Below are 18,359 nucleotides of genomic sequence, written 5' to 3' on the forward strand. Positions count from 1 at the left end.
CGGGCCTGTCACGGCACCGGCGTGTCGCGGGTCCAGGAGCCCAGGACGAGCAGCGTCTTCGTCCCCGTGACGTCCCCGGCTCGGCGCAGCCGGTCGATGACCTGCTGGAGGTGGCCGAGGTCGCGCACCCGTACGTGGATGAGCGCGTCGGGGTCGCCCGCGATCGTGAACACCGCCTGCACCTCGGGCACGTCGGTGGCGGTGCGGATGATCTCGGCGACGGGCGTGGTGCCGGGGTAGCGCAGCTCGGTGAAGGCCTCGATGCCCCACCCGAGCTTGGCGTAGTCGATCTGCACGGTGAAGCCGGTGATGACGCCCAGCTCCTTGAGCCGGTCGACCCTCCGCTTGACCGCCGCCACCGACAGCCCGATACATTCGGCCATCTCGGAGAACGTCCGGCGCCCGTCCTCCCGCAGGAGCCTCAGCACTCGATGGTCGATCTCGTCCAGCTCAGGCACGGAGCACGCCTCCTTCAGGCGCAAATAACATCATCCACGAAGCCCATGAACTCATATTGTTTGCGTCTTCAGCCCACTTTCTCATCTAATACTTGCGCATGTCATGCCCGCGTTGCTGTGCTGGGAATCACCAAGCGAGCACGTACGACACCCAGGAGGTCCGCGTGAGCGTGAGCGAGACTCCCGCCCCCGTGTCGCTCGACGACAAGTACACCGCGCTCGACGGCCGGGTGCTCATCTCCGGCATCCAGGCCCTGGTCCGCCTGACTCTGGAGCAGCGCCGCCTCGACCAGGCGCGCGGCCTGGACACGCGGGCGTACGTCAGCGGCTACCAGGGCTCGCCACTGGCGGGCGTGGACCTGGAGATGGGCCGGGCCAAGCGGTTCCTGGACGAGGCCGGCGTGGTGTTCCAGGCCGGCCTGAACGAGGAGCTGGCCGCCACGGCGGTGGCCGGCACGCAGCTGCTGGAGCAGGTGCCGGGCCGCCGGCACGACGGCGTGATCGGCTTCTGGTACGGCAAGAACCCCGGCCTCGACCGCGCCGCCGACGCCATCAGGCACGCGAACGTGGCGGGCACGGCCCCGCTGGGCGGCGCGGTCGCCTGGATCGGCGACGACCCCGGCTGCAAGTCCTCGACGTTGCCGAGCTCGTGCGAGCCGATGTGCCAGAGCCTGTCGATGCCGCTGCTGGCGCCTGGCTCGGTGGCGGAGATCATCGAGTTCGGGCTGCACGCGGTGGCGATGTCGCGGGCGAGCGGCCTGTGGGTGGGGCTGAAGATCGTCGCGGACATTGCGGACGCCTCCGCCACCGTCGACCTCGCCCCGCTGCGCGCGGACGTCCCGGTCCCGGCCGGCGGCTCGAAGGGCTCCGCGCCGATCCTGCTCGGCCCGGCCGCCCTGGACGCCGAGCACGACATGCTGACCCGCCGGCTCGACCTGGCCCGCGCCTACGCCCGCGCCCACGGCCTGAACCGGGTCATGGCCGGCGCCCGCAACACGGCCCTGGGCGTGATGGCGTCCGGCGCCACGTACGCGGTGGTCGAGCGCGCGCTGGCGGACCTGGGCCTGGACGCCGAGGAGGCGGGGCTGCGGCTGATCAGGATGGGCATGCCGTTCCCCGTCGCGCCCGACGAGCTGGCCGAGCTCACCTCCGGCCTGGACAAGGTGCTGGTCGTCGAGGACAAGGTGCCGTTCCTGGAGGGGCTGCTCAAGCAGTCCCTGTACGGCGGCGAGCACGTCCCGGCCGTCGTGGGCCGCGAGCTGCTCACCGCGCGCGGCACCCTCAGCGCCGAGGACGTCGCCACGGCCATCGCCACCTGCCTCGGGCTCGAAGCGCCGCGGAAGGCGTCCAGGAGGCGCGGCCTGCTGCCGGTGGTCGCGGCGCGCACCCCGTACTTCTGCTCGGGCTGCCCGCACAACACCTCCACCCGCACCTCCGACGACACGCTGGTCGGCGTGGGCATCGGCTGCCACGCGATGATCGCGCTGGACGGGCACGGGCGCGGCACCCAGGTCGGCATCACGCAGATGGGCGGCGAGGGCGCCCAGTGGATCGGGCTGTCGCCGTTCACCGACGACCGGCACTTCGTCCAGAACCTCGGCGACGGCACCTTCCACCACTCCGGCTCCCTCGCGATCAGGGCCGCCGTCGCGGCCGGGGTGCCGATGACGTACAAGCTGCTCTACAACGACGCCGTCGCCATGACCGGCGGCCAGCGCGCCGAGGGCCGCCTCGACGTGCCCGCGCTCACCCACGAGCTGGCCGTCGAGGGCGTGCGCCGGGTGGTGATCACGACGCCGGAGCCGGAGACGTACCGGGGGGTGCGGCTGGCGCCGATCGCGTCCGTGCGGCACCGCGACGACCTGGCCGAGGTGGAGAAGGAGCTGGCGGCGCTGGGCGGCGTGACCGTGCTCATCCACGACGACCGCTGCGCGGCCGAGGAGCGCAGGCTGCGCAAGCGCGGCAAACTGCCCACCCCCACGCGCAAGGTCGTCATCAACGAGCGCGTCTGCGAGGGCTGCGGCGACTGCGGGGACGTCTCCACGTGCCTGTCCGTCCAGCCGGTCGAGACCGAGTACGGCCGCAAGACCCGCATCCACCAGGCCTCCTGCAACTCCGACGAGAGCTGCCTGAAGGGCGACTGCCCGTCGTTCCTGCTGGTGGAGCCCGGCACGAAGGAGCCCAGGAAGGCGCCGCCGCTGCCCGTCGAGCCGCCCGAGCCGGTCACCGCGCACGGCGACGAGGTGCTGATCAGGATGCCCGGCATCGGCGGCACCGGCGTGGTCACCGTCTCGCAGATCCTGCAGATGGCCGCCCACCTCGACGGCCTGCACGCGGCCGGACTGGAGCAGACCGGGCTGGCGCAGAAGGGCGGCCCGGTCGTCAGCGACGTGCGGATCGGCAAGTGGGCGCCGAGCGGGTCCGTACGCGCCTCGCGGGGCGGCGCCGACGTGCTCATCGGGTTCGACGTGCTGGGGGCGGCGGCCGACGCCACCCTCGACGTGGCCTCGCCCGAGCGCACGGTCGCCGTCCTGAACACCTCCGTCGTGCCCACCGCCGCCATGGTCACCGGCCGGGTGCCCGTGCCCGGCCACGCCGCCGCCGTCTCGCGGGTCGAGTCCGCCACCCGCGAGCAGGTGTGCGTGGACGCGCACGCGCTGTCGGAGGCGCTGTTCGGCGACCACATGCCGGCGAACCTGCTGCTCCTCGGCGCCGCCTACCAGCACGGCTGCCTGCCCGTCAGCGCCGCCTCGATCGAGCGGGCCATCACGCTCAACCGGGCCGCCGTCGAGCAGAACCTGGCCGCCTTCCGCTGGGGCCGGGCTGCTGTCTCCCACCCGGATGCCGTCCGCGCCGCCCTCCTCGACGCCCCCGAGGAGCCCCAGGGGCTCGACGACGTGATCGCCACCCGCGTCGCCGACCTGACCGGCTACCAGAACGCCACCTACGCCCGCACGTACGCCGACGACGTGCGGCACGTACGGACGCTCGCCGTCGAGCGGGCCGGCGAGACGGCCGGCACCGCGATCGCCCTCGCCTACGCGCGCGGCCTGCACAAGCTCATGGCCTACAAGGACGAGTACGAGGTCGCCCGCCTCCACCTCGACCCCGCCGAGAAGGCGCGGCGCGAGCGCGAGTTCGGCGCCGACGCGGTCGTGTCCGTGCTGCTGCACCCGCCCGTGCTGCGCGCCATGGGCATGAAGCGCAAGATCAAGGTACGCCGCTCGGCCGGCGTCCTGTTCCGCGGCCTGCGGGCGGCCCGGGTGCTGCGCGGAACCGCGTTCGACGTGTTCGGCCGCGCCGGCGTGCGGCGGGTCGAGCGCGAGCTCATCCCCGAGTACCGCGGCCTCGTCCGCACGGCGCTCGACCGGCTCACCCCCGAGACCGCCGCCGTCGTCGAGGAGCTCGCCGGCCTGCCCGAGCTGATCCGCGGGTACGAGGACATCAAGCTCGCCCGGGTGGCCGAGTTCCGCGAACGCGCCGCCAAGGCACTGGAAAATCTGTAGCTCCGCGAACGCGCCGGCAAGGCACTGCAAACCTCCGACCGAGGGAGTGATCGTGACAGTCGACCGCCTCCTGCCCCACCAGGATGCCAAGGACCTCATCGACCTGACGAGGGAGATCGCCGACAAGGAGCTGGCGCGCCGGGTGGACGAGCACGAGCGCGCGGAGACGTACCCGGAGGGCCTGTTCGCCACCCTGGGCGCGGCCGGGCTGCTCGGCCTGGCCTACCCGGAGGAGTACGGCGGGGGCGGGCAGCCGTACGAGGTGTACCTCCAGGTGCTGGAGGAGCTGGCGATGCGCTGGGCCGCCGTCGCCGTCGCCACCAGCGTGCACACGCTCGCCTGCTTCCCCGTGTACGCGTACGGCACGGACGAGCAGCGCGCCCGCTGGCTGCCCGACATGCTGGCCGGCCACCTCATCGGCGGCTACAGCCTCTCGGAGCCCCAGGCCGGCTCCGACGCCGGCGCCCTCGCCTGCAAGGCCGAGCCGGTCGAGACCGGCTGGCGGATCACCGGCAACAAGGCGTGGATCACCCACGGCGGCATCGCCGACTTCTACGCCCTGTTCGCCCGCACCGGCCCCGGCTCCCGCGGCGTCTCCTGCTTCCTCGCCCCCGGCACGGCCGAAGGCCTCACGTTCGGCCGCCCCGAGGAGAAAATGGGCCTGCACGCCATCCCCACGACCAGCGCCCACTGGGACGGCGCCATCCTCGACCGCGACCGCCTGATCGGCGAGGAGGGCCAGGGCCTCCAGATCGCCTTCAGCGCCCTCGACTCGGGCCGCCTCGGCATCGCCGCCTGCGCCACCGGCCTCGCCCAGTCCGCCCTCGACGAGGCCGTCACCTACGCCAAGGAACGCCAGACCTTCGGCAAGAAGATCATCGACCACCAGGGCCTCGGGTTCCTTCTCGCCGACATGGCGGCGGCCGTGGACAGTGCCCGCGCCACGTACCTCGACGCGGCCCGCCGTCGGGACGCAGGCCTCCCGTACAGCCGTCAAGCCAGCGTGGCCAAGCTGGTGGCCACGGATGCGGCCATGAAGGTGACTACCGATGCGGTGCAGGTTCTCGGGGGGTATGGGTACACGCGGGAGTTCAGGGTGGAGCGGTACATGCGCGAGGCCAAGATCATGCAGATCTTCGAGGGCACGAACCAGATCCAGCGGCTGGTGATCAGCCGACACCTGGCCAAGTAGCTTTCTGACATGCATAAACCCCGCTTCCCTGTGGTGGGAGGCGGGGTTCTCTGTGTGGGGATCGGGCGTCTAGATGATCATTGTTCCGTGCCTGTTCCGTGAGACCTCGCGTGGACGGAACAGGCGGTCGTCGATGGCCTTGCGGGCGCGGTCGTGGGAGCCGGGCATCAGGTGGGCGTAGACACGGAGGGTGAACCCTGGGTCGGCGTGGCCGAGGTAGGGCGTGGCCGAGGTAGTCCGCGAGCTCGCTGACCGAGACGCCGCCGGCCAACATGACGCTCGCGTTGTAGTGGCGGAGCTGGTGTAGCCCCTCCTTGCGGGAGGTGGTGCAGCGCCTGCGCTGGCAGGAGTCCTTGCCCGGTAGTGGAATCACTCCCGCTCGAACGAGTGCGGGTTTCCATACGATCTCGCTGTAGGTCCGGGACCTGATATGGCGGTCGTCTGTCCATCGAAAGCAGGTTCTGAGTGCGCGACTTGCTTACCAGCTTTCCTAGTGCAGGGGGAGACCAGCAGATGGTAGACCGCGAAGAGAGGCAGCCGTCCGTGGATGACCTCCCGAACGAGCGGCGGATCCGCGGGCACGACAAGGACTGCGGCTCCCATGCAGGCCCTGGTCGCCACCGGCGTCAAAGGCGCCGTGTCGTTGTTGTCAGCGGTTCCCTCTACGCTCAGGCAGAAATATGAGATTCGTAGTGAAGGGAAGCAGATGCATCAGCCCGTTCCCGCCAAGCAGTGGCGCGATCGCAGCAATTCACTCGGCTATATCCAAGGCGGCACTGGGGCTCAGGCAGCCCTGCTCAGACAGGTACTCCTTCAACTGCCACGTGAAGGCACCGAAACGCTGGAGTGGCAGACCCCGGAGGAGAAGCTTGTCAGTGCCCGCTGCGAGGACCTTTGCCGTCGGGTCCTTTCCGCTCCAGGGCTGGCCGAGCGGTCGGCCGGAGGTCAATGGAAGGCAAGTGCCTACGCGCAGCAGTGGCTGGAGAACGAGGACAGTTCCTTCCTGGCCGCTCACCTGCACGCCAACGTCAAGTTCATCGGCGAACTCCTCCTCGCGATCGGGAATCAGACGAAGCATGCGGACTTGTTGGAGGTGGCGAGAGAGTCGTACGGGTTGAACTGGGCGACCTTGTCCCCTGTGCGGGACCGCACGGGTTGGCTCAGGAGCCTGGGGATGATCGAACTGTGGGGCCAGCAAGTCGTCAGGACCGAACTGGGGGACGCTCTGCTGGAGATTCTCCCACTCTGCCCGCCCGAGAGCGCCCGAGGAGAAAGAGATGAGGCCACAGAACTGGACGATGGCGAAGAGGGGGAATTGTCGTTCTACGACAAGTCCCTACAGTTGGAGCAGGTTGACCTGAGGAGCCGTCGTGCTCTGATTGGTTACATCCCCCGAGGGAACACTTCCGGCAGCCGCGACGGGGATTCAACCCTCACGGCATCCGCCGCCCTGCGTAAACTGGTGGCCCTGTTGGGCGACGGCGCTGGGCTCGAGGAGTACAGCGAGCAGTGCGGCAGCGAGTTCGGCATCAGCAAAGCGTCCTTCACCTCGACGATGCACACCCTGCGGCACACCGGACTCGTAGAGCAGACGGCGTTCAACCACTTCGCGCCGAGCGAGGAAGCGCACCGACTCGTCGACGAGGGGAATGAGCGACTGCTCGCCGCATATATGCATGCAAGGTATTTGTTCTTCGGTGAGATTTTGTGCCACTTGGGCCAGCCTGCTACCACCTCGGCGCTGGTGGCCGTGGCGAAGAATGTGTATGGCTACACTCAGGCTACAAATGGAGAGGTTCGCCTGAGGCTCTCCTTCCTCCAAGACGCCGGTCTCATCGAGAGGGTGGACTGGCAGCGGTTCCGTGTCACTGCGGCCGGCTTGAGTTTCGCCAAGATGCTGACACTTCAGCTGCACATCGAAGCAGAGCCGGAGGAGACAGGGACGGCCGAACCTCAGAATGCGCCCCCTTACCCGGAACCTGAAGCGGTTATCGCCCAGCTTCGCCAGTATGGCAATGTCGGCACGGACAGCCGAGACTTCGAGCAAGCCGTCGCCCGAGCCTTCGCCTTCTTCGGGTTTCAGACCGAGCACCTCGGCGGCTCGGGCCGCACGGACGTCCTGGGCATCGCACAGTTGGCCACGAAGGATCGCTACAGGATCATCGTGGACGCGAAGAGCTCAGGGAGCGGCCAAGTTGCTGAGTCCAGTGTCAAATTCGATGCTCTGCGCGACCATAAACGCAAACACAAGGCTGATCACGTGGTCGTCGTGGGGCCCGAATTCGCGCCACGGCTCAAGAACTGGGCAGCGGAGAATAAGGCCATCCTTATGCGTATCCCCGTCCATCCCGGCAAGAGGTAGACGAATTGATCGCCTTCTTGTCGAGCCCCGTCATAGCCGCGCTCGAGTCCACCAAAGGACGCCACAAACTGATCGACTCACCTCGCAACCTGACGCTGCGCTTGTTCGGACTAGGCAGCGCCATCGCCCTGGATTGAGGGACCGCTCATTACGTGGACATACGACAGATCGGCCGGCGGTAGGTGATGTCGTCCACAGTGCTGAGCCGTGATCCTTTCTTAGGGATCTGAGGGGTGCTCGTGATCATGCTTGCCATTCACTCACTGGAACATAGGAACACCCGGAATCATGCGGTCTTGCCCAAGGTCTACTGTCTGAAGCCGGTCGGACGTTGAGCCGGGGGTTGGTGCGAAGCGGGCACGGTCGCATCCGCTCATGCGCCTGCCCCGTTCCGTCGCTGTTCCGTGAGGACAGCACGACCAACGAAAGCTGATGAGAGCCGGCCACAGGTGTAATGCCTGGATCAACCCTCTGATCGCAGGGCTTCCCATGTGTCTGCGTTGGGTGTCGGAGATCATGCAGCCTTCGAGGCCGCCAATCAGATCCAGCGGCTGGTGATCAGCCGTCACCTGGTCAAGGAGCCCTAAGCGTGTCGAGACGTGGCTTCCCCATGTCCGCAGCGCCAAATGGCACTCGATCTGGCACTGTTCCCCTGGACGGCCTGAACCATAGCGGCCTTCCGCTCAGCCAAGCCCCAGCGAGACGTGTCGAAGGGGCGACGGCGTTTGCGCCACCATCCAAAAGTAAAGGGACGCCTATACTCGAAGGGTGCAGGACGAGTGGAGCATCTACGTCACCGACGAGGTCGATGCCTGGATCAGCAGTCTTGATCCGGGCTCGCACAGGCTTGTCATCGATGCGCTCGATCGGCTCGCTGAGAACGGCCCCGCGCTGGGCAGGCCACTCGTGGGCAAGGTGAACGGCTCGCGTATCGCCAACCTGAAGGAACTGCGCCCCCGCTCCACCGGACGTAGCGCACTTCGACTGCTGTTCGTCTTCGACCCAAGACGGGATGCCATCGTCCTTGTCGCCGGAGACAAGATCAAGACGAGTCCTCGAGACCCTAACCGCTGGTACGAGGAGGCCGTACCGCACGCAGAACGGCTGTACGAGAATTACCTGAAAGAGCGCGCAGAAGGGGAGCGGCAGGATCGATGACGACCTTCAAGAAGTGGGACCGCGCCAAGCACGTCGAGCAGGCCGGAGGGGAAGAGGCTCTGGCCGAGACCCGACGGATGGTTGACGAGTTCATTGACGCCTGGCAGCTTGCCCAGCGCCGCAAGAGCGCCGCTCTCACGCAGAACGAGGTCGCCGCCATGATGGGGGTGACGAAGGCGCGGGTCTCGCAGATCGAGCGGGGGGAAGTCACCTCGGTCGACGTGGTGGCCCGTTATGTGGAGGCCATCGGCGGGCATCTCGAACTCACCGCCACCTTCCCCGGCGCCACCTACCGGCTACGCGCCAGTGGGATGAGGAAGGCGTGTAAGCGACATTTCAAGTTCATGGGCTCGCATGTGAAGTCGCGCACCACTGACGCTCTATAGCTCTAGGGTCGGCAGGCAGACCATGTCCAGGCTCAGACGCTCGGGCCGGGCTCAGGTGGGTGGTTCCAGCCAGATGTAGCCGGCCACCGCCACCAAGGCGAACAGTGTCAGGCCCGTGGCGTGTAGCGCCTTCTTCCAGCGGGGCAGGTCCGCGGAGCGCGTAGGGGTGAAGACGTGTTCGCGGACCAGGACGGCGTGGCAGGTTCCGCCGAGCCACAAGGTGATCAGCGCGAGCATGGGGATGATGTCCAGCTTGTTGAGGCCGTCCTCGTCGCTCAGCGGCACCACCAGGAAGATGCCGCACAGTGCCACATAGACGAGGGCCGACAGGGCGAGGGTGAGTGAGCGGCGTCTGACCGCCGCGTACACGAACGCCCATGGGGTGCCGTAGCCGCAGCTGAGGAGGGGGATGGCGGCCCACAGCCAGCTGCCCCATGTGGTGCCGGAGGAGGTGGGCGGGGTGCCCAAGGCAGTGGGTGCGGGGGCTGGGGCAGTGAGTGGCTGGGGAGGCGGTGGGTTCAGGGTGGGGTCGGCGGTCAGGATGCGGGTTTCCAGATCGCGCAGGGCGGGGCCGGGCTCGATGCCCAGTTCCTCGATGAGGACCTCGCGGGCCTCGCGGTAGGCCGCCAGCGCCTCCGCCTGGCGGCCGGAGCGGTACAGGGCGAGCATCAGGCTCCGGCGCAGTCCCTCGCGCAGCGGGTACGTGTCGATCAGGCTGTACAGCTCGGCGATGGCCTGGGCGTTGCGGCCCAGGGCGAGGTCGGCTTCGACGGCCGCTTCCGCGGTGGCCGCGCGTTGTTCCTCCAGGCGCCGGGCGGTCATGGCGATGGGGCCGAGGTGATCGACGTCGGCGAAGGGGGGCTCCTGGGCCAGGGCGAGGGCCTCGCGGAGCAGGGTGCCGGCGCGGGCCGGATCGTCGCAGGCGCGGGCGGCGGTCACCAGGTCCTCGAAGCGGTCGGCGTCCAGCTCGCCTGGTTTGACGGTGAGTGCGTAGCCGCGGGGTTCGCGGACGACGCGGGTGCCGTCGCCGAGGAGCTTGCGGAGCTGGGAGACGTAGACGCGGAGGTTGTCGACGGCGGACTTGGGCGGGTCGTCGCCCCAGAGCACGTCGATCAGGCGTTCGCGCGACACCGGTTCGTTCGGATGGCACAGCAGCACCGCGAGTAACAGTCGCGTCTTGCCCGTCGGCACTCGGGTCTCGCTGCCGTCGCGGACGACGCCGAGTGATCCGAAGATCCTGAATTCCATGATGCCCCGCCGTGCGACGCCAGATCTGGAGATCCTATCCGGCCCGGCCGGGCGCGCTGATCGTCCGGCTGCGGGCCGGTGTGACGTGGCTGCTCAGGCGGTGTTTATACGGTGCATGTACGGCCCGCGCAACGTCCCGTCCCTAGGGTGAACCCCGAGCGGCGGGAGCTGTCGCTCACCTGAGAAGCCGGACAGGAGTCACATGAACCTCACCAGGAAGCGATCGCTGGCCTTATCCGCGATCGTGATCCCGATATTCACGCTCATCAGCCCATCCGTTCCGGCTCATGCGGACGTGGGCTCCGCCATCGCCCCCGAATCCTGGGCGCTGGTCACCTCGAAACATCCGCACCGCGCCCACTACGTCCCGTATGAGCCGACCTGGGACGGCGACGACGACGCGGTGGTCGGCCGGACGAACCAGCCGAAGAACATCACGCGTGCGTTCTTCCAGGTGAAGGTCTCCTCGTTGGCGGCGAAGCGGGTGTTCCGCGCGGATCTGGCCCTGGGCATCCGGGACGGCAGCGACTGCGACACCCAGATCGAGGTCTGGGAGACCACGGCGATCGGCCCGCGTACGACCTGGAAGCGCCAGCCGCGGTGGCTGCGCAAGCTGAGCACGACCACACCCGAGCTCACCTGCCCTTCGGTCATAGGCATCTCGCACTCCGTCACCCAGGCGGTGCAGGACGCGGCCGCGCGTGGCGACGAGTACCTGACGATCGGCCTCAGGTCGGCGGACGAGAGCGTGGCCGGCCGGCGCCTGTACCGGACCACGTCCGTCAGGGAGAACAGCGGGCCCGCCCTGATCACCCGGTACAACACCGCGCCCGACGTGCCCTCCGAGCTTTCCGTCCGTAACGGCTGTCAAGGCGCGGCCGCCGGCCCTGACGTGGGGACCAGTACACCCTCCCTGCGGGCCACCGCCACCGATCCGGACACCGAGACCAACGCCGAGGTGCTGAGGGTACGGTTCGAGTGGGCGGACGCGTCGGGCGCCAAACTCGGCGAATCCGTCAGCGCGGAGACCTCCAGCCCCTCACCGCACTGCGTGACCGTTCCGGCAGGACAGCTCACCGACGGGGGAAGATACACCTGGCGGGCACGTACGGAGAACGCGTACCGGACGGAGAACCCCGACGGCACCGGCTGGCTCGAAGGCTGGGACCACAGCGCGTGGACTCCCTGGCAACCGGAGTTCACCGTCGACACCACCAAGCCCGGCCAGCCCCTGATCAGCTCGGCCGACTTCCCCCAGGGCCAGGTCGGCGGCCGGGTGGGCCTGCCCGGCACCTTCACCTTGTCGCCGAACGGCTCGCCGGACGTCGCCTCCTACTCCTACTCCTTCAGCACAGGACAGACCGGTAAGGTCGCGGTCTCCGCCGACGGGTCGGCCGTGCTCACCTACACGCCGACCCTGACCTTCCCTGCCACGCTGACCGTGTCCAGCGTCGACAGGGCGGGGAACCAGGGCCCGGCCACGACCTACACGTTCCGGGCCGCCCCGGCCGCTCCCCCCACGGTCTCCTCCGCCGTCTATCCCCCGGACGTGCCCGGCGGAGGCGTGGGTGTGCCGGGCGAGTTCGTCTTCGGGGTGAACGGCGTCGACGACGCGACCACGTTCCGCTATCGGCTGGAAAGCTCGCCCGAGCAGAACGTCGCGGTCGGTGCGGACGGCACGGCCACGGTGACGATCACCCCCACCCGGGCGGGCGCCAACCGCCTCACGGTCACCACCCTGAACGCCGCCGGCGTCCGGCTCGGCACGAAGACCTACACCTTCACCGTCGGCGCCGCCTGACGCCGGGCTCGCGGCGAGACGCACCCCTGCGGCGCACCGGCCGGTCTCCCGGACGTGTGTGCCGCGGGCACCTGTGTGCCGCAGGCGCGCCGGCCGGTCTCCCGGACGTGTGCGCCGCGGGCACGCCGGGCGGTGCGTCGACGGCACCCCTCGCGCCCGGAGGGATCACCAGGCGACGCGGTTCCAGTGGGCCGGCTCGGCTCGCATGAGCAGGGAATGGCCGGCGCCGGCCACGTCGAGCAGGACAACGTCGCCGTAGCCGACCAGCAGCCGCTCCCCCGCCGCGTCGAAAGCCAGGTCGGCCTGGGCCGGGTCGGTGCGGGCGGCGGGCCGTTCATACAGGACGCGTTCGTCCTCGCCGTTCATCGGCATGAGCGAGACCACGAAGCGGGCGCCGTCGTGCCGGGTGCTCGCCACCGCCACCGACGTGCCGGACGGCGACACGGCGGCCGCGACGATCTGGAAGATGCCGCGTTCGCCGTCGGCGGCGATCCTGGAGCCGGTGTCGTGGAGCAGCAGTTCGCGGCGCTGCGACAGCAGGTCCACGACGGCGAGCAGGACGCCGTCGGGGCCGAGCGAGACGTCGAAGACGTGGGTGTCGCCCCGCGTGGTCATCAGGACGGTCGCCGGGGCGCCGCCTGATACGGGGACGAGGAGCACCTGCTCGCAGCCGTTCTGCTCGCGGTCCACGACCAGGGCGACGTGAGAGCCGTCCGGGGAGAGCGACATGCCGTAGAGCAGCGGCGAGTGGATGGGGGCGAGCGGGATGCGGCGCGGAGCACGGTCGGCGCCGTCGATGCGGTAGAGGCGCAGAACGGAGTCAGGGTCGCCGGGGACGTGGGTCGCGGCCACGGTGACGCCTCCGCCGCCGGCGAACGGCGCCTTCCACCACTCTCCCGCCGGCGCCGGGACGTGTGCCGCCCCGCGGATGGTCAGGACGGGAGCGCTCCGGCCGTCCGGCGTGCCGCGAAGAATCGGGTGAACCGCCGGGGCGCCGGTCGCCTTCATGGTCACACTCCTGAGAACGAACATGCTGGGCGCCCACAGCCTAGTTCGGGCGCGAGCGTCAGCCGGCTTCCGGGCGGATGACGGAGGGCTGGTCGGTGTTCCAGGTGAGGTGGACGTTGGCGGGCTCCCCGGACGTGAAGCGGATGCTGAGGTCGGCCTCGTAGACGCCGTCGTCGAGGCGGAGCCCCGGGGTCCAGATGTCGCGGTTGCCCACCTCGCTCACCGGGGCCGTGTCGTAGTTCCAGACGGCGGTCTGGCGGCCCTCGGGGGATCTGCGGATGATGTCGAGGGCGATCGAGGCTATTCTCATGTCGCGGAAAGGCGGGCGCTTCATCTCCTCATCCTTGGGGGTCAGGAATTGGGCCCACACCACTCCGCATTTGGGATGAGGATTGTGTACGAGGGTGAAATTCCCAATGATGCCCCAGCTTCTGGCGATATCGGCGCTGGCGGAGATTTGGTGGGTGCCGTTCAGGTAGCGGCAGCCGTGGGCGATGGGGTCGATGCCGTCGCCGGGGCGGCCGAGCACCACGACCCAGACCGACAGGGCGGCCAGCGCCGCGAAGGCGCCGCCGGCCAGGGCGAGGCGGGGGCGGGTGCGCCTGAGGTCGCGCAGGAGCGGCCACAGGCCGACGATCACCATGCCGAGCAGGGCCCAGCCGATGATCACCCAGGTCAGGGCCGGTCCGTAGACGTCGAGGCCGAGGCCGGCGACGCCGAAGCTGCTGACCAGACCCAGGATGGCGGCGAGCACGGTGCCGATCGTCGCCCGGACGGCGCTGCCGCGCTTTTTCGCGCCATTCTCAGGAGTTTTCTCTTCTTGTATCGTGCTGCCGCCCGCCATTTCCCTGCCCCTTCCCCGCGGCTTGGACGGTCCCAGGATTCCACAGGGTGTACGGGGCGAGGAATGGAATTTCGCCGGTGTCCCCACGGGAAAGCGATGGTTTATGCGGCTTTTGTCGGGGAAGCGGGTGGAATATTGTGGCGGCGGCTGGGGACGCCGGTGGGTATGGGTCGAACAGTGATCTCCCCGCGGCGGGCCCTCTGCGTCGCCGTGCTCGCCCTCGTCCTCCTCCCGATCACCGCCATCCTCACCACGCCTTTGCCGGCGGCGGCCGAGCCGCACAAACGGTCGCAGGCCGAGTCCGCGGCGCTCGCCCGGCGCATGCTGGCCAAGCTCAAGGTGGCCAGGCCGTTATCGCTGCGCGGCTACAGCCGCAAGCGGTTCCTGCCGAAGGAAGGGCGGCGCACGAGCAGGTGCAGCACCCGGGAGACCGTCCTGGCCCGCGACGGGCGGCGGGTGCGCAGGAACGCCCACTGCCACCCGGTCAAGGGCACCTGGTACAGCCCCTACGACGGCAAGGTGCTGAAGAGCGAGAGGTACGTCGACGTCGATCACGTGGTGCCGCTGTCGTACGCGTGGCGGTCGGGGGCCAAGCGGTGGAGCGCGGCCAAGCGGCGCGCCTTCGCCCATGACCTCGTCCGGCCCGAGCTGATCACCGTCAGCCACTCCGCCAACATCGCCAAGGGCGGCCAGGGGCCGCAGAGCTGGCGCCCGAGTCGGCGCGCCCACTGGTGCCGGTACGCGACCTCATGGATCACGGTGAAGCACCACTACCGGCTCTTCGTGACCCGCAGCGAGCGCACCGCCCTGCTCAACATGCTGCGCACCTGCTGACCCGGCGCCCTGGCCGCTCAGCCGAGGCCGGCGATCATGCCGGGGAGGACGCGTCTCCGCTCGGGCGACAGTGCCGCCGCCACGACCTCCAGGTAGGCCAGCCGGTCCCGCGTCTTGTCCGTTTCGTGTTTGTCGAGCAGGTCGGTCAGTACAGCGGCCAGGGTGGTGCCGCGGCCCCGCTCGTCGGCGATGGCGATGAGCCGGTCGCGGACGTTCTTGGGCACCTTGATCGTGGTCATGTCCGCAGTCATACCGGGAGACTAGCCAGTAAGCCGGGGGTACACCGGCGGGTTCAGCCCGACAGGCGGGCGTTCGACGGGAGGTAGGGCGGGAGGTTGAAGCGGGTGCGGATGGCGCGCTGGACGGTGGCCTTGTCGGCGCGGGCGTCGATCGTCATCACGTACTCCTTCCGCTTGAACAGCTCGATCACCGGGTCGATCTTGCTGTGGTAGTCGGCCAGGCGGCGGGCCAGGGCGTCCGGGGTGTCGTCCGCCCTGGTGACGAGGTCGCCGCCGCAGACGTCGCAGCGGCCCTCCACCTCCGGCCGGTGCGCGATGAGGTTGTAGTCCATGCCGCAGCGGGAGCACAGCCGGCGGGCCAGGACGCGGCGGCGGACCTCGTCGTCGGGCAGGTCGAGGTGGATCACGCCGTCGAGGTCGTAGCTCTCCAGGAAGAACTCCGCCTGGCGGCGGTTGCGGGGGAAGCCGTCGATGATGAAGCCGTAGTTCCAGTCGTGGAGCTGGAGGCGGTCTCTGACGACGGATTCCACCAGGTCGTCGCCGACGAGCTCGCCGGCCGCCACCAGGCGGCGGACCTGGGCGCCGATCTTGGTGTGGTGTTTGACGTGCCAGCGGAAGATGTCGCCGACGCTGATGTGGACCAGGTCGAGGTCGGCGGCCAGCAGGGCGCTCTGGGTGCCCTTGCCGCTGCCCTGCACTCCCATGATCACGTATTTCCGCATAAGTCATCTCATTTCAGGACGTGAGCCTCACCTGAGCATCGTCACCCTCTATCGAATCAGTGGGGGCGGCCGAGTACGTAGATCTCCCGATGCTTTGCCGGGGCCGCCGAGCTTAGGGTCGGCGGCATAGAGCGCGCTCCTGGAAGGTGGGTTCATGCCTGCGCTGTCCGTGGTCCTGTCCGCCCTGCTCCTCCTCACCCCCATGACGAGCACCACCACCGGGACGAAACCGGCGGCCGTCCCCGACGTCGTCTACCAGCGGGCCGACTTCTCCTCCGGCACCCCCGAGGGCACCACGGCCGGTGACGGGCTGGCGTTCGGGCAGGCGGCGGGGACGATGACGTACACCGACGCGCTGGGCACCAAGACCTGGGAGTACGCGCGCTGGACCGGCCCCGAGCGGGACATCGGGTTCGGGGCGACCGAGCTGATCGCGTCGTGGACGGCGGACGTGCCGCCGGGGAGCTGGATCCAGGTCGAGGCGCGCGGCAGGAACGCCGAGGGCCTGACCAAGTGGTACTCGCTGGGCCGCTGGTCGTACGCCGAGGGCGACATCCTGCGCACGTCCGTACCGAACCAGGGCGACGCGGACGCGTCGGTGGCCGTGGACACGCTGGTCGCGGCGGCCGGCAAGCCGCTCAGCGGCTACCAGCTCCGCCTGACCCTCTACCGCAGGCCGGGGTCGGAGGTGACGCCGCGCGTGCGCACGTCCGGCGTGATGAGCTCGAACGTGCCCGAGCGCAAGAGCGTGCCCGTCAGCCCCGGCGGCGGCGCGTGGGGCACCAAGCTGGCCGTCCCGCGCCGCTCCCAGAACGTGCACCTCGGCCACTACCCCGAGTGGAACGGCGGCGGCGAGGCCTGGTGCAGCCCCACCTCCACCACGATGGTGCTCGGCTACTGGGACCGGTGGCCGAGCGAGCAGGACACCTCCTGGGTCGACCCCTCCGACCCGAACCCCGAGGTCGACCACGCCGCCCGCTACACCTACGACCACGCCTACGAGGGCACCGGCAACTGGCCGTTCAACACGGCGTACGCGGGGCGGTACGGCGTGGACGGGTTCGTCACCCGGCTGCGCTCGCTGACCGAGCTGGAGCTGCTGATCAAGGCGGGCGTGCCGGTCATCACCTCGCAGTCGTTCAAGAAGGGCGAGCTGCCCGGCGCCGGGTACGGCACCGACGGCCACCTGATGGCCGTCGTGGGCTTCACCTCGACGGGGGACGTGATCGCCAACGACCCGGCGTCCTCCAGCAACGCGGCCGTGCGGCACGTCTATCCGCGCGCCGACTTCGAGAACGTGTGGCTGCGCAGCTCCAGCAGCGGCGGCGTCGCCTACGTCATCCACCCGCCGGACCACCCGCTGCCCCCGACGACCCCGGGCCTGCCGGCGAACTGGTGACGGCCCTCGGCCGGCGGGCTGGTGGCCGTTCCCGGCGAGGGCCACTACTCCGGGGGCCGGGCGCGTAGCTCCGCCCCCGGCGAGGGCCGCTACTCCGGGGCCCGGGCGCGTAGCTCCGCCATTCCCTCCTCCCTGGTCCTGACCGGGCGGTAGCCGAGCTCGGCGGTCGCCTTGCCGATGTCGATCGTGCACTCCATCCCGGCCAGCCAGACGCTCATGTAGTCGAGCGGCGGCGCCCCGCGCAGCCGCAGGCCGCGCCAGACGGTCTCGCCCGCCGCCGCGACGGCCAGCGCCGCCCCGAGGGGCAGGGAGCGGCCGGGCGGGGTGACGCCGCGGGTGGCGAGCAGCTCGGTGATGAAGTCGCGGAAGACGACGGGACGGCCGTCGGTGACGAAGTACGCCTCCCCGGGCCGCCCCCGTTCGGCGGCCAGGACGAGCCCTTCGACGGCGTTGTCCACGTGCGTGGTGTCGGTGCGGTGCCGGCCGCCGCCGATCCACGCGAACCGCCCGCCGCGCACCATGGCGACCAGCTCGGGCAGCACGGTGGTGTCGCCGGCGCCCCAGACGAAGCGGGGCCGGAGCACGACGGTCTCCAGCCCTTCGGCGGCGCGGACGAGCCGTTCGGCGGCGGCTTTGGAGGCGGCGTAGTGGGCACGCGAGCCGGGCCGCAGCGGCGCGGTCTCGTCCACGCCGACGAGCGGCCGGCCGTCCATCAGGGCGGCCTCCGTGCCGACGTGCACGAGCCTGCGCACTCCCGCCTCGCGGGCGGCGCGCAGGACGTTGGCGGTGCCCTGGACGTTGTCGGCCCAGAAGCGCGCGCGGTCGCCGTCTCGGGTGGTGCGGGCGGCGGCGTGGAAGGCCAGCTCGCAGCCGGTCATCGCCTCCCGCAGGCTCGTGGGGTCGCCGATGTCGCCGCGTACGGGTGCCGCGCCCAGCGCTTCGACGGCGGCGGCGGAGGCGTCGCTGCGCGCCAGGGCCCGTACGGTGTGGCCGTCCTTGATGAGGCGGGTGACGAGGCGCCCGCCCACGAATCCTGATCCGCCAGTGACGAACACCACTGTCATGATCTGCCCCTATATGTGGCGATCTCTACCTAGATATTAGGCCGCGCCTTAGCAGAATGCGCCGTATGCGGCCTCGACGGTGCCGCAAGGACCTGCGTAACCTGAACAACGCCGTTTTTCGCCAACCCCCACGCCCGT

At 69.7% G+C, this 18,359-nt stretch carries 15 protein-coding genes; 8 read left to right on the plus strand and 7 right to left on the minus strand.

Annotated features, from left to right (window positions below; translation table 11 throughout):
• Positions 1-8: 8 nt before the first annotated feature.
• Positions 9-458: an Lrp/AsnC family transcriptional regulator gene (locus KIS93_RS46850; RefSeq protein WP_080047111.1), complete on the minus strand. Its 450-nt coding sequence runs from the start codon at positions 456-458 to the stop codon at positions 9-11.
• A gap of 164 nt (positions 459-622) precedes the next feature.
• Here KIS93_RS46850 and KIS93_RS46855 point away from each other — a divergent pair, with 164 nt between their 5' ends.
• The 5 genes from KIS93_RS46855 (at position 623) to KIS93_RS46875 (ending at position 9,062) form a co-directional block, all read left to right on the plus strand.
• Positions 623-3,964, plus strand: a complete 3,342-nt coding sequence (locus KIS93_RS46855; RefSeq protein WP_222107904.1) for an indolepyruvate ferredoxin oxidoreductase family protein — start codon at positions 623-625, stop codon at positions 3,962-3,964.
• Between the two features lie 52 nt (positions 3,965-4,016).
• Positions 4,017-5,156: an acyl-CoA dehydrogenase family protein gene (locus tag KIS93_RS46860; protein ID WP_080047112.1), complete on the plus strand. Its 1,140-nt coding sequence runs from the start codon at positions 4,017-4,019 to the stop codon at positions 5,154-5,156.
• 601 nt (positions 5,157-5,757) lie between these two features.
• Positions 5,758-7,518, plus strand: coding sequence for a restriction endonuclease (locus tag KIS93_RS46865; protein ID WP_186404833.1), 1,761 nt, complete (start codon positions 5,758-5,760; stop codon positions 7,516-7,518).
• A 768-nt stretch (positions 7,519-8,286) separates the two neighbouring features.
• A complete protein-coding gene (locus KIS93_RS46870) occupies positions 8,287-8,676 on the plus strand; it encodes a type II toxin-antitoxin system RelE/ParE family toxin (RefSeq protein WP_080041760.1) in 390 nt (129 codons plus the stop codon).
• On the plus strand, positions 8,673-9,062 hold the full coding sequence (locus KIS93_RS46875; RefSeq protein ID WP_080041761.1) for a helix-turn-helix domain-containing protein: 390 nt from the start codon (positions 8,673-8,675) through the stop codon (positions 9,060-9,062). Before KIS93_RS46870 ends, KIS93_RS46875 begins: the two co-directional genes overlap by 4 nt.
• Positions 9,063-9,113: 51 nt before the next feature.
• Here KIS93_RS46875 and KIS93_RS46880 read toward each other — a convergent pair whose 3' ends face one another.
• The gene (locus KIS93_RS46880) at positions 9,114-10,310 is read right to left on the minus strand and encodes an AfsR/SARP family transcriptional regulator (protein WP_080041762.1); all 1,197 of its coding nucleotides are present in this window, start codon (positions 10,308-10,310) and stop codon (positions 9,114-9,116) included.
• A 202-nt stretch (positions 10,311-10,512) separates the two neighbouring features.
• Here KIS93_RS46880 and KIS93_RS46885 point away from each other — a divergent pair, with 202 nt between their 5' ends.
• Positions 10,513-12,111, plus strand: a complete 1,599-nt coding sequence (locus KIS93_RS46885) for a hypothetical protein (RefSeq protein WP_155128332.1) — start codon at positions 10,513-10,515, stop codon at positions 12,109-12,111.
• A 165-nt stretch (positions 12,112-12,276) separates the two neighbouring features.
• On the opposite strand, the gene KIS93_RS46890 is transcribed toward KIS93_RS46885, so the two are convergent.
• Positions 12,277-13,119: a TolB family protein gene (locus tag KIS93_RS46890; RefSeq protein WP_080041764.1), complete on the minus strand. Its 843-nt coding sequence runs from the start codon at positions 13,117-13,119 to the stop codon at positions 12,277-12,279.
• A 58-nt stretch (positions 13,120-13,177) separates the two neighbouring features.
• On the minus strand, positions 13,178-13,873 hold the full coding sequence (locus KIS93_RS46895) for a hypothetical protein (RefSeq protein ID WP_080041765.1): 696 nt from the start codon (positions 13,871-13,873) through the stop codon (positions 13,178-13,180).
• Between the two features lie 255 nt (positions 13,874-14,128).
• On the opposite strand from KIS93_RS46895, the gene KIS93_RS46900 reads away from it, so the two are divergent.
• Positions 14,129-14,797, plus strand: coding sequence for an HNH endonuclease family protein (locus tag KIS93_RS46900; RefSeq protein WP_230465474.1), 669 nt, complete (start codon positions 14,129-14,131; stop codon positions 14,795-14,797).
• Positions 14,798-14,814: 17 nt separating this feature from the next.
• Here KIS93_RS46900 and KIS93_RS46905 read toward each other — a convergent pair whose 3' ends face one another.
• Positions 14,815-15,048, minus strand: a complete 234-nt coding sequence (locus KIS93_RS46905) for a hypothetical protein (protein WP_155128336.1) — start codon at positions 15,046-15,048, stop codon at positions 14,815-14,817.
• A 41-nt stretch (positions 15,049-15,089) separates the two neighbouring features.
• Positions 15,090-15,758, minus strand: coding sequence for an adenylate kinase family protein (locus KIS93_RS46910; protein ID WP_080041768.1), 669 nt, complete (start codon positions 15,756-15,758; stop codon positions 15,090-15,092).
• A 154-nt stretch (positions 15,759-15,912) separates the two neighbouring features.
• On the opposite strand from KIS93_RS46910, the gene KIS93_RS46915 reads away from it, so the two are divergent.
• A complete protein-coding gene (locus KIS93_RS46915) occupies positions 15,913-17,157 on the plus strand; it encodes a C39 family peptidase (protein WP_080041769.1) in 1,245 nt (414 codons plus the stop codon).
• An 89-nt stretch (positions 17,158-17,246) separates the two neighbouring features.
• Here the strand turns inward: KIS93_RS46915 and KIS93_RS46920 are convergent, their stop codons facing one another.
• On the minus strand, positions 17,247-18,221 hold the full coding sequence (locus KIS93_RS46920) for an NAD-dependent epimerase/dehydratase family protein (protein ID WP_080041770.1): 975 nt from the start codon (positions 18,219-18,221) through the stop codon (positions 17,247-17,249).
• Positions 18,222-18,359: the final 138 nt, after the last annotated feature.

This window comes from [Actinomadura] parvosata subsp. kistnae, assembly GCF_900323885.1.
GTDB classification, from domain to species: domain Bacteria; phylum Actinomycetota; class Actinomycetes; order Streptosporangiales; family Streptosporangiaceae; genus Nonomuraea; species Nonomuraea composti.

Coding starts and splice junctions, on each gene's coding strand:
- KIS93_RS46910 (WP_080041768.1), bottom strand. CDS start 15,758: ATGCGGAAATACGTGATCATGGGAGTGCAGGGCAGCGGCAAGGGCACC.
- KIS93_RS46880 (WP_080041762.1), bottom strand. CDS start 10,310: ATGGAATTCAGGATCTTCGGATCACTCGGCGTCGTCCGCGACGGCAGC.
- KIS93_RS46905 (WP_155128336.1), bottom strand. CDS start 15,048: ATGACTGCGGACATGACCACGATCAAGGTGCCCAAGAACGTCCGCGAC.
- KIS93_RS46865 (WP_186404833.1), top strand. CDS start 5,758: ATGCAGGCCCTGGTCGCCACCGGCGTCAAAGGCGCCGTGTCGTTGTTG.
- KIS93_RS46890 (WP_080041764.1), bottom strand. CDS start 13,119: ATGAAGGCGACCGGCGCCCCGGCGGTTCACCCGATTCTTCGCGGCACG.
- KIS93_RS46875 (WP_080041761.1), top strand. CDS start 8,673: ATGACGACCTTCAAGAAGTGGGACCGCGCCAAGCACGTCGAGCAGGCC.
- KIS93_RS46915 (WP_080041769.1), top strand. CDS start 15,913: ATGCCTGCGCTGTCCGTGGTCCTGTCCGCCCTGCTCCTCCTCACCCCC.
- KIS93_RS46900 (WP_230465474.1), top strand. CDS start 14,129: ATGGGTCGAACAGTGATCTCCCCGCGGCGGGCCCTCTGCGTCGCCGTG.
- KIS93_RS46920 (WP_080041770.1), bottom strand. CDS start 18,221: ATGACAGTGGTGTTCGTCACTGGCGGATCAGGATTCGTGGGCGGGCGC.
- KIS93_RS46885 (WP_155128332.1), top strand. CDS start 10,513: ATGAACCTCACCAGGAAGCGATCGCTGGCCTTATCCGCGATCGTGATC.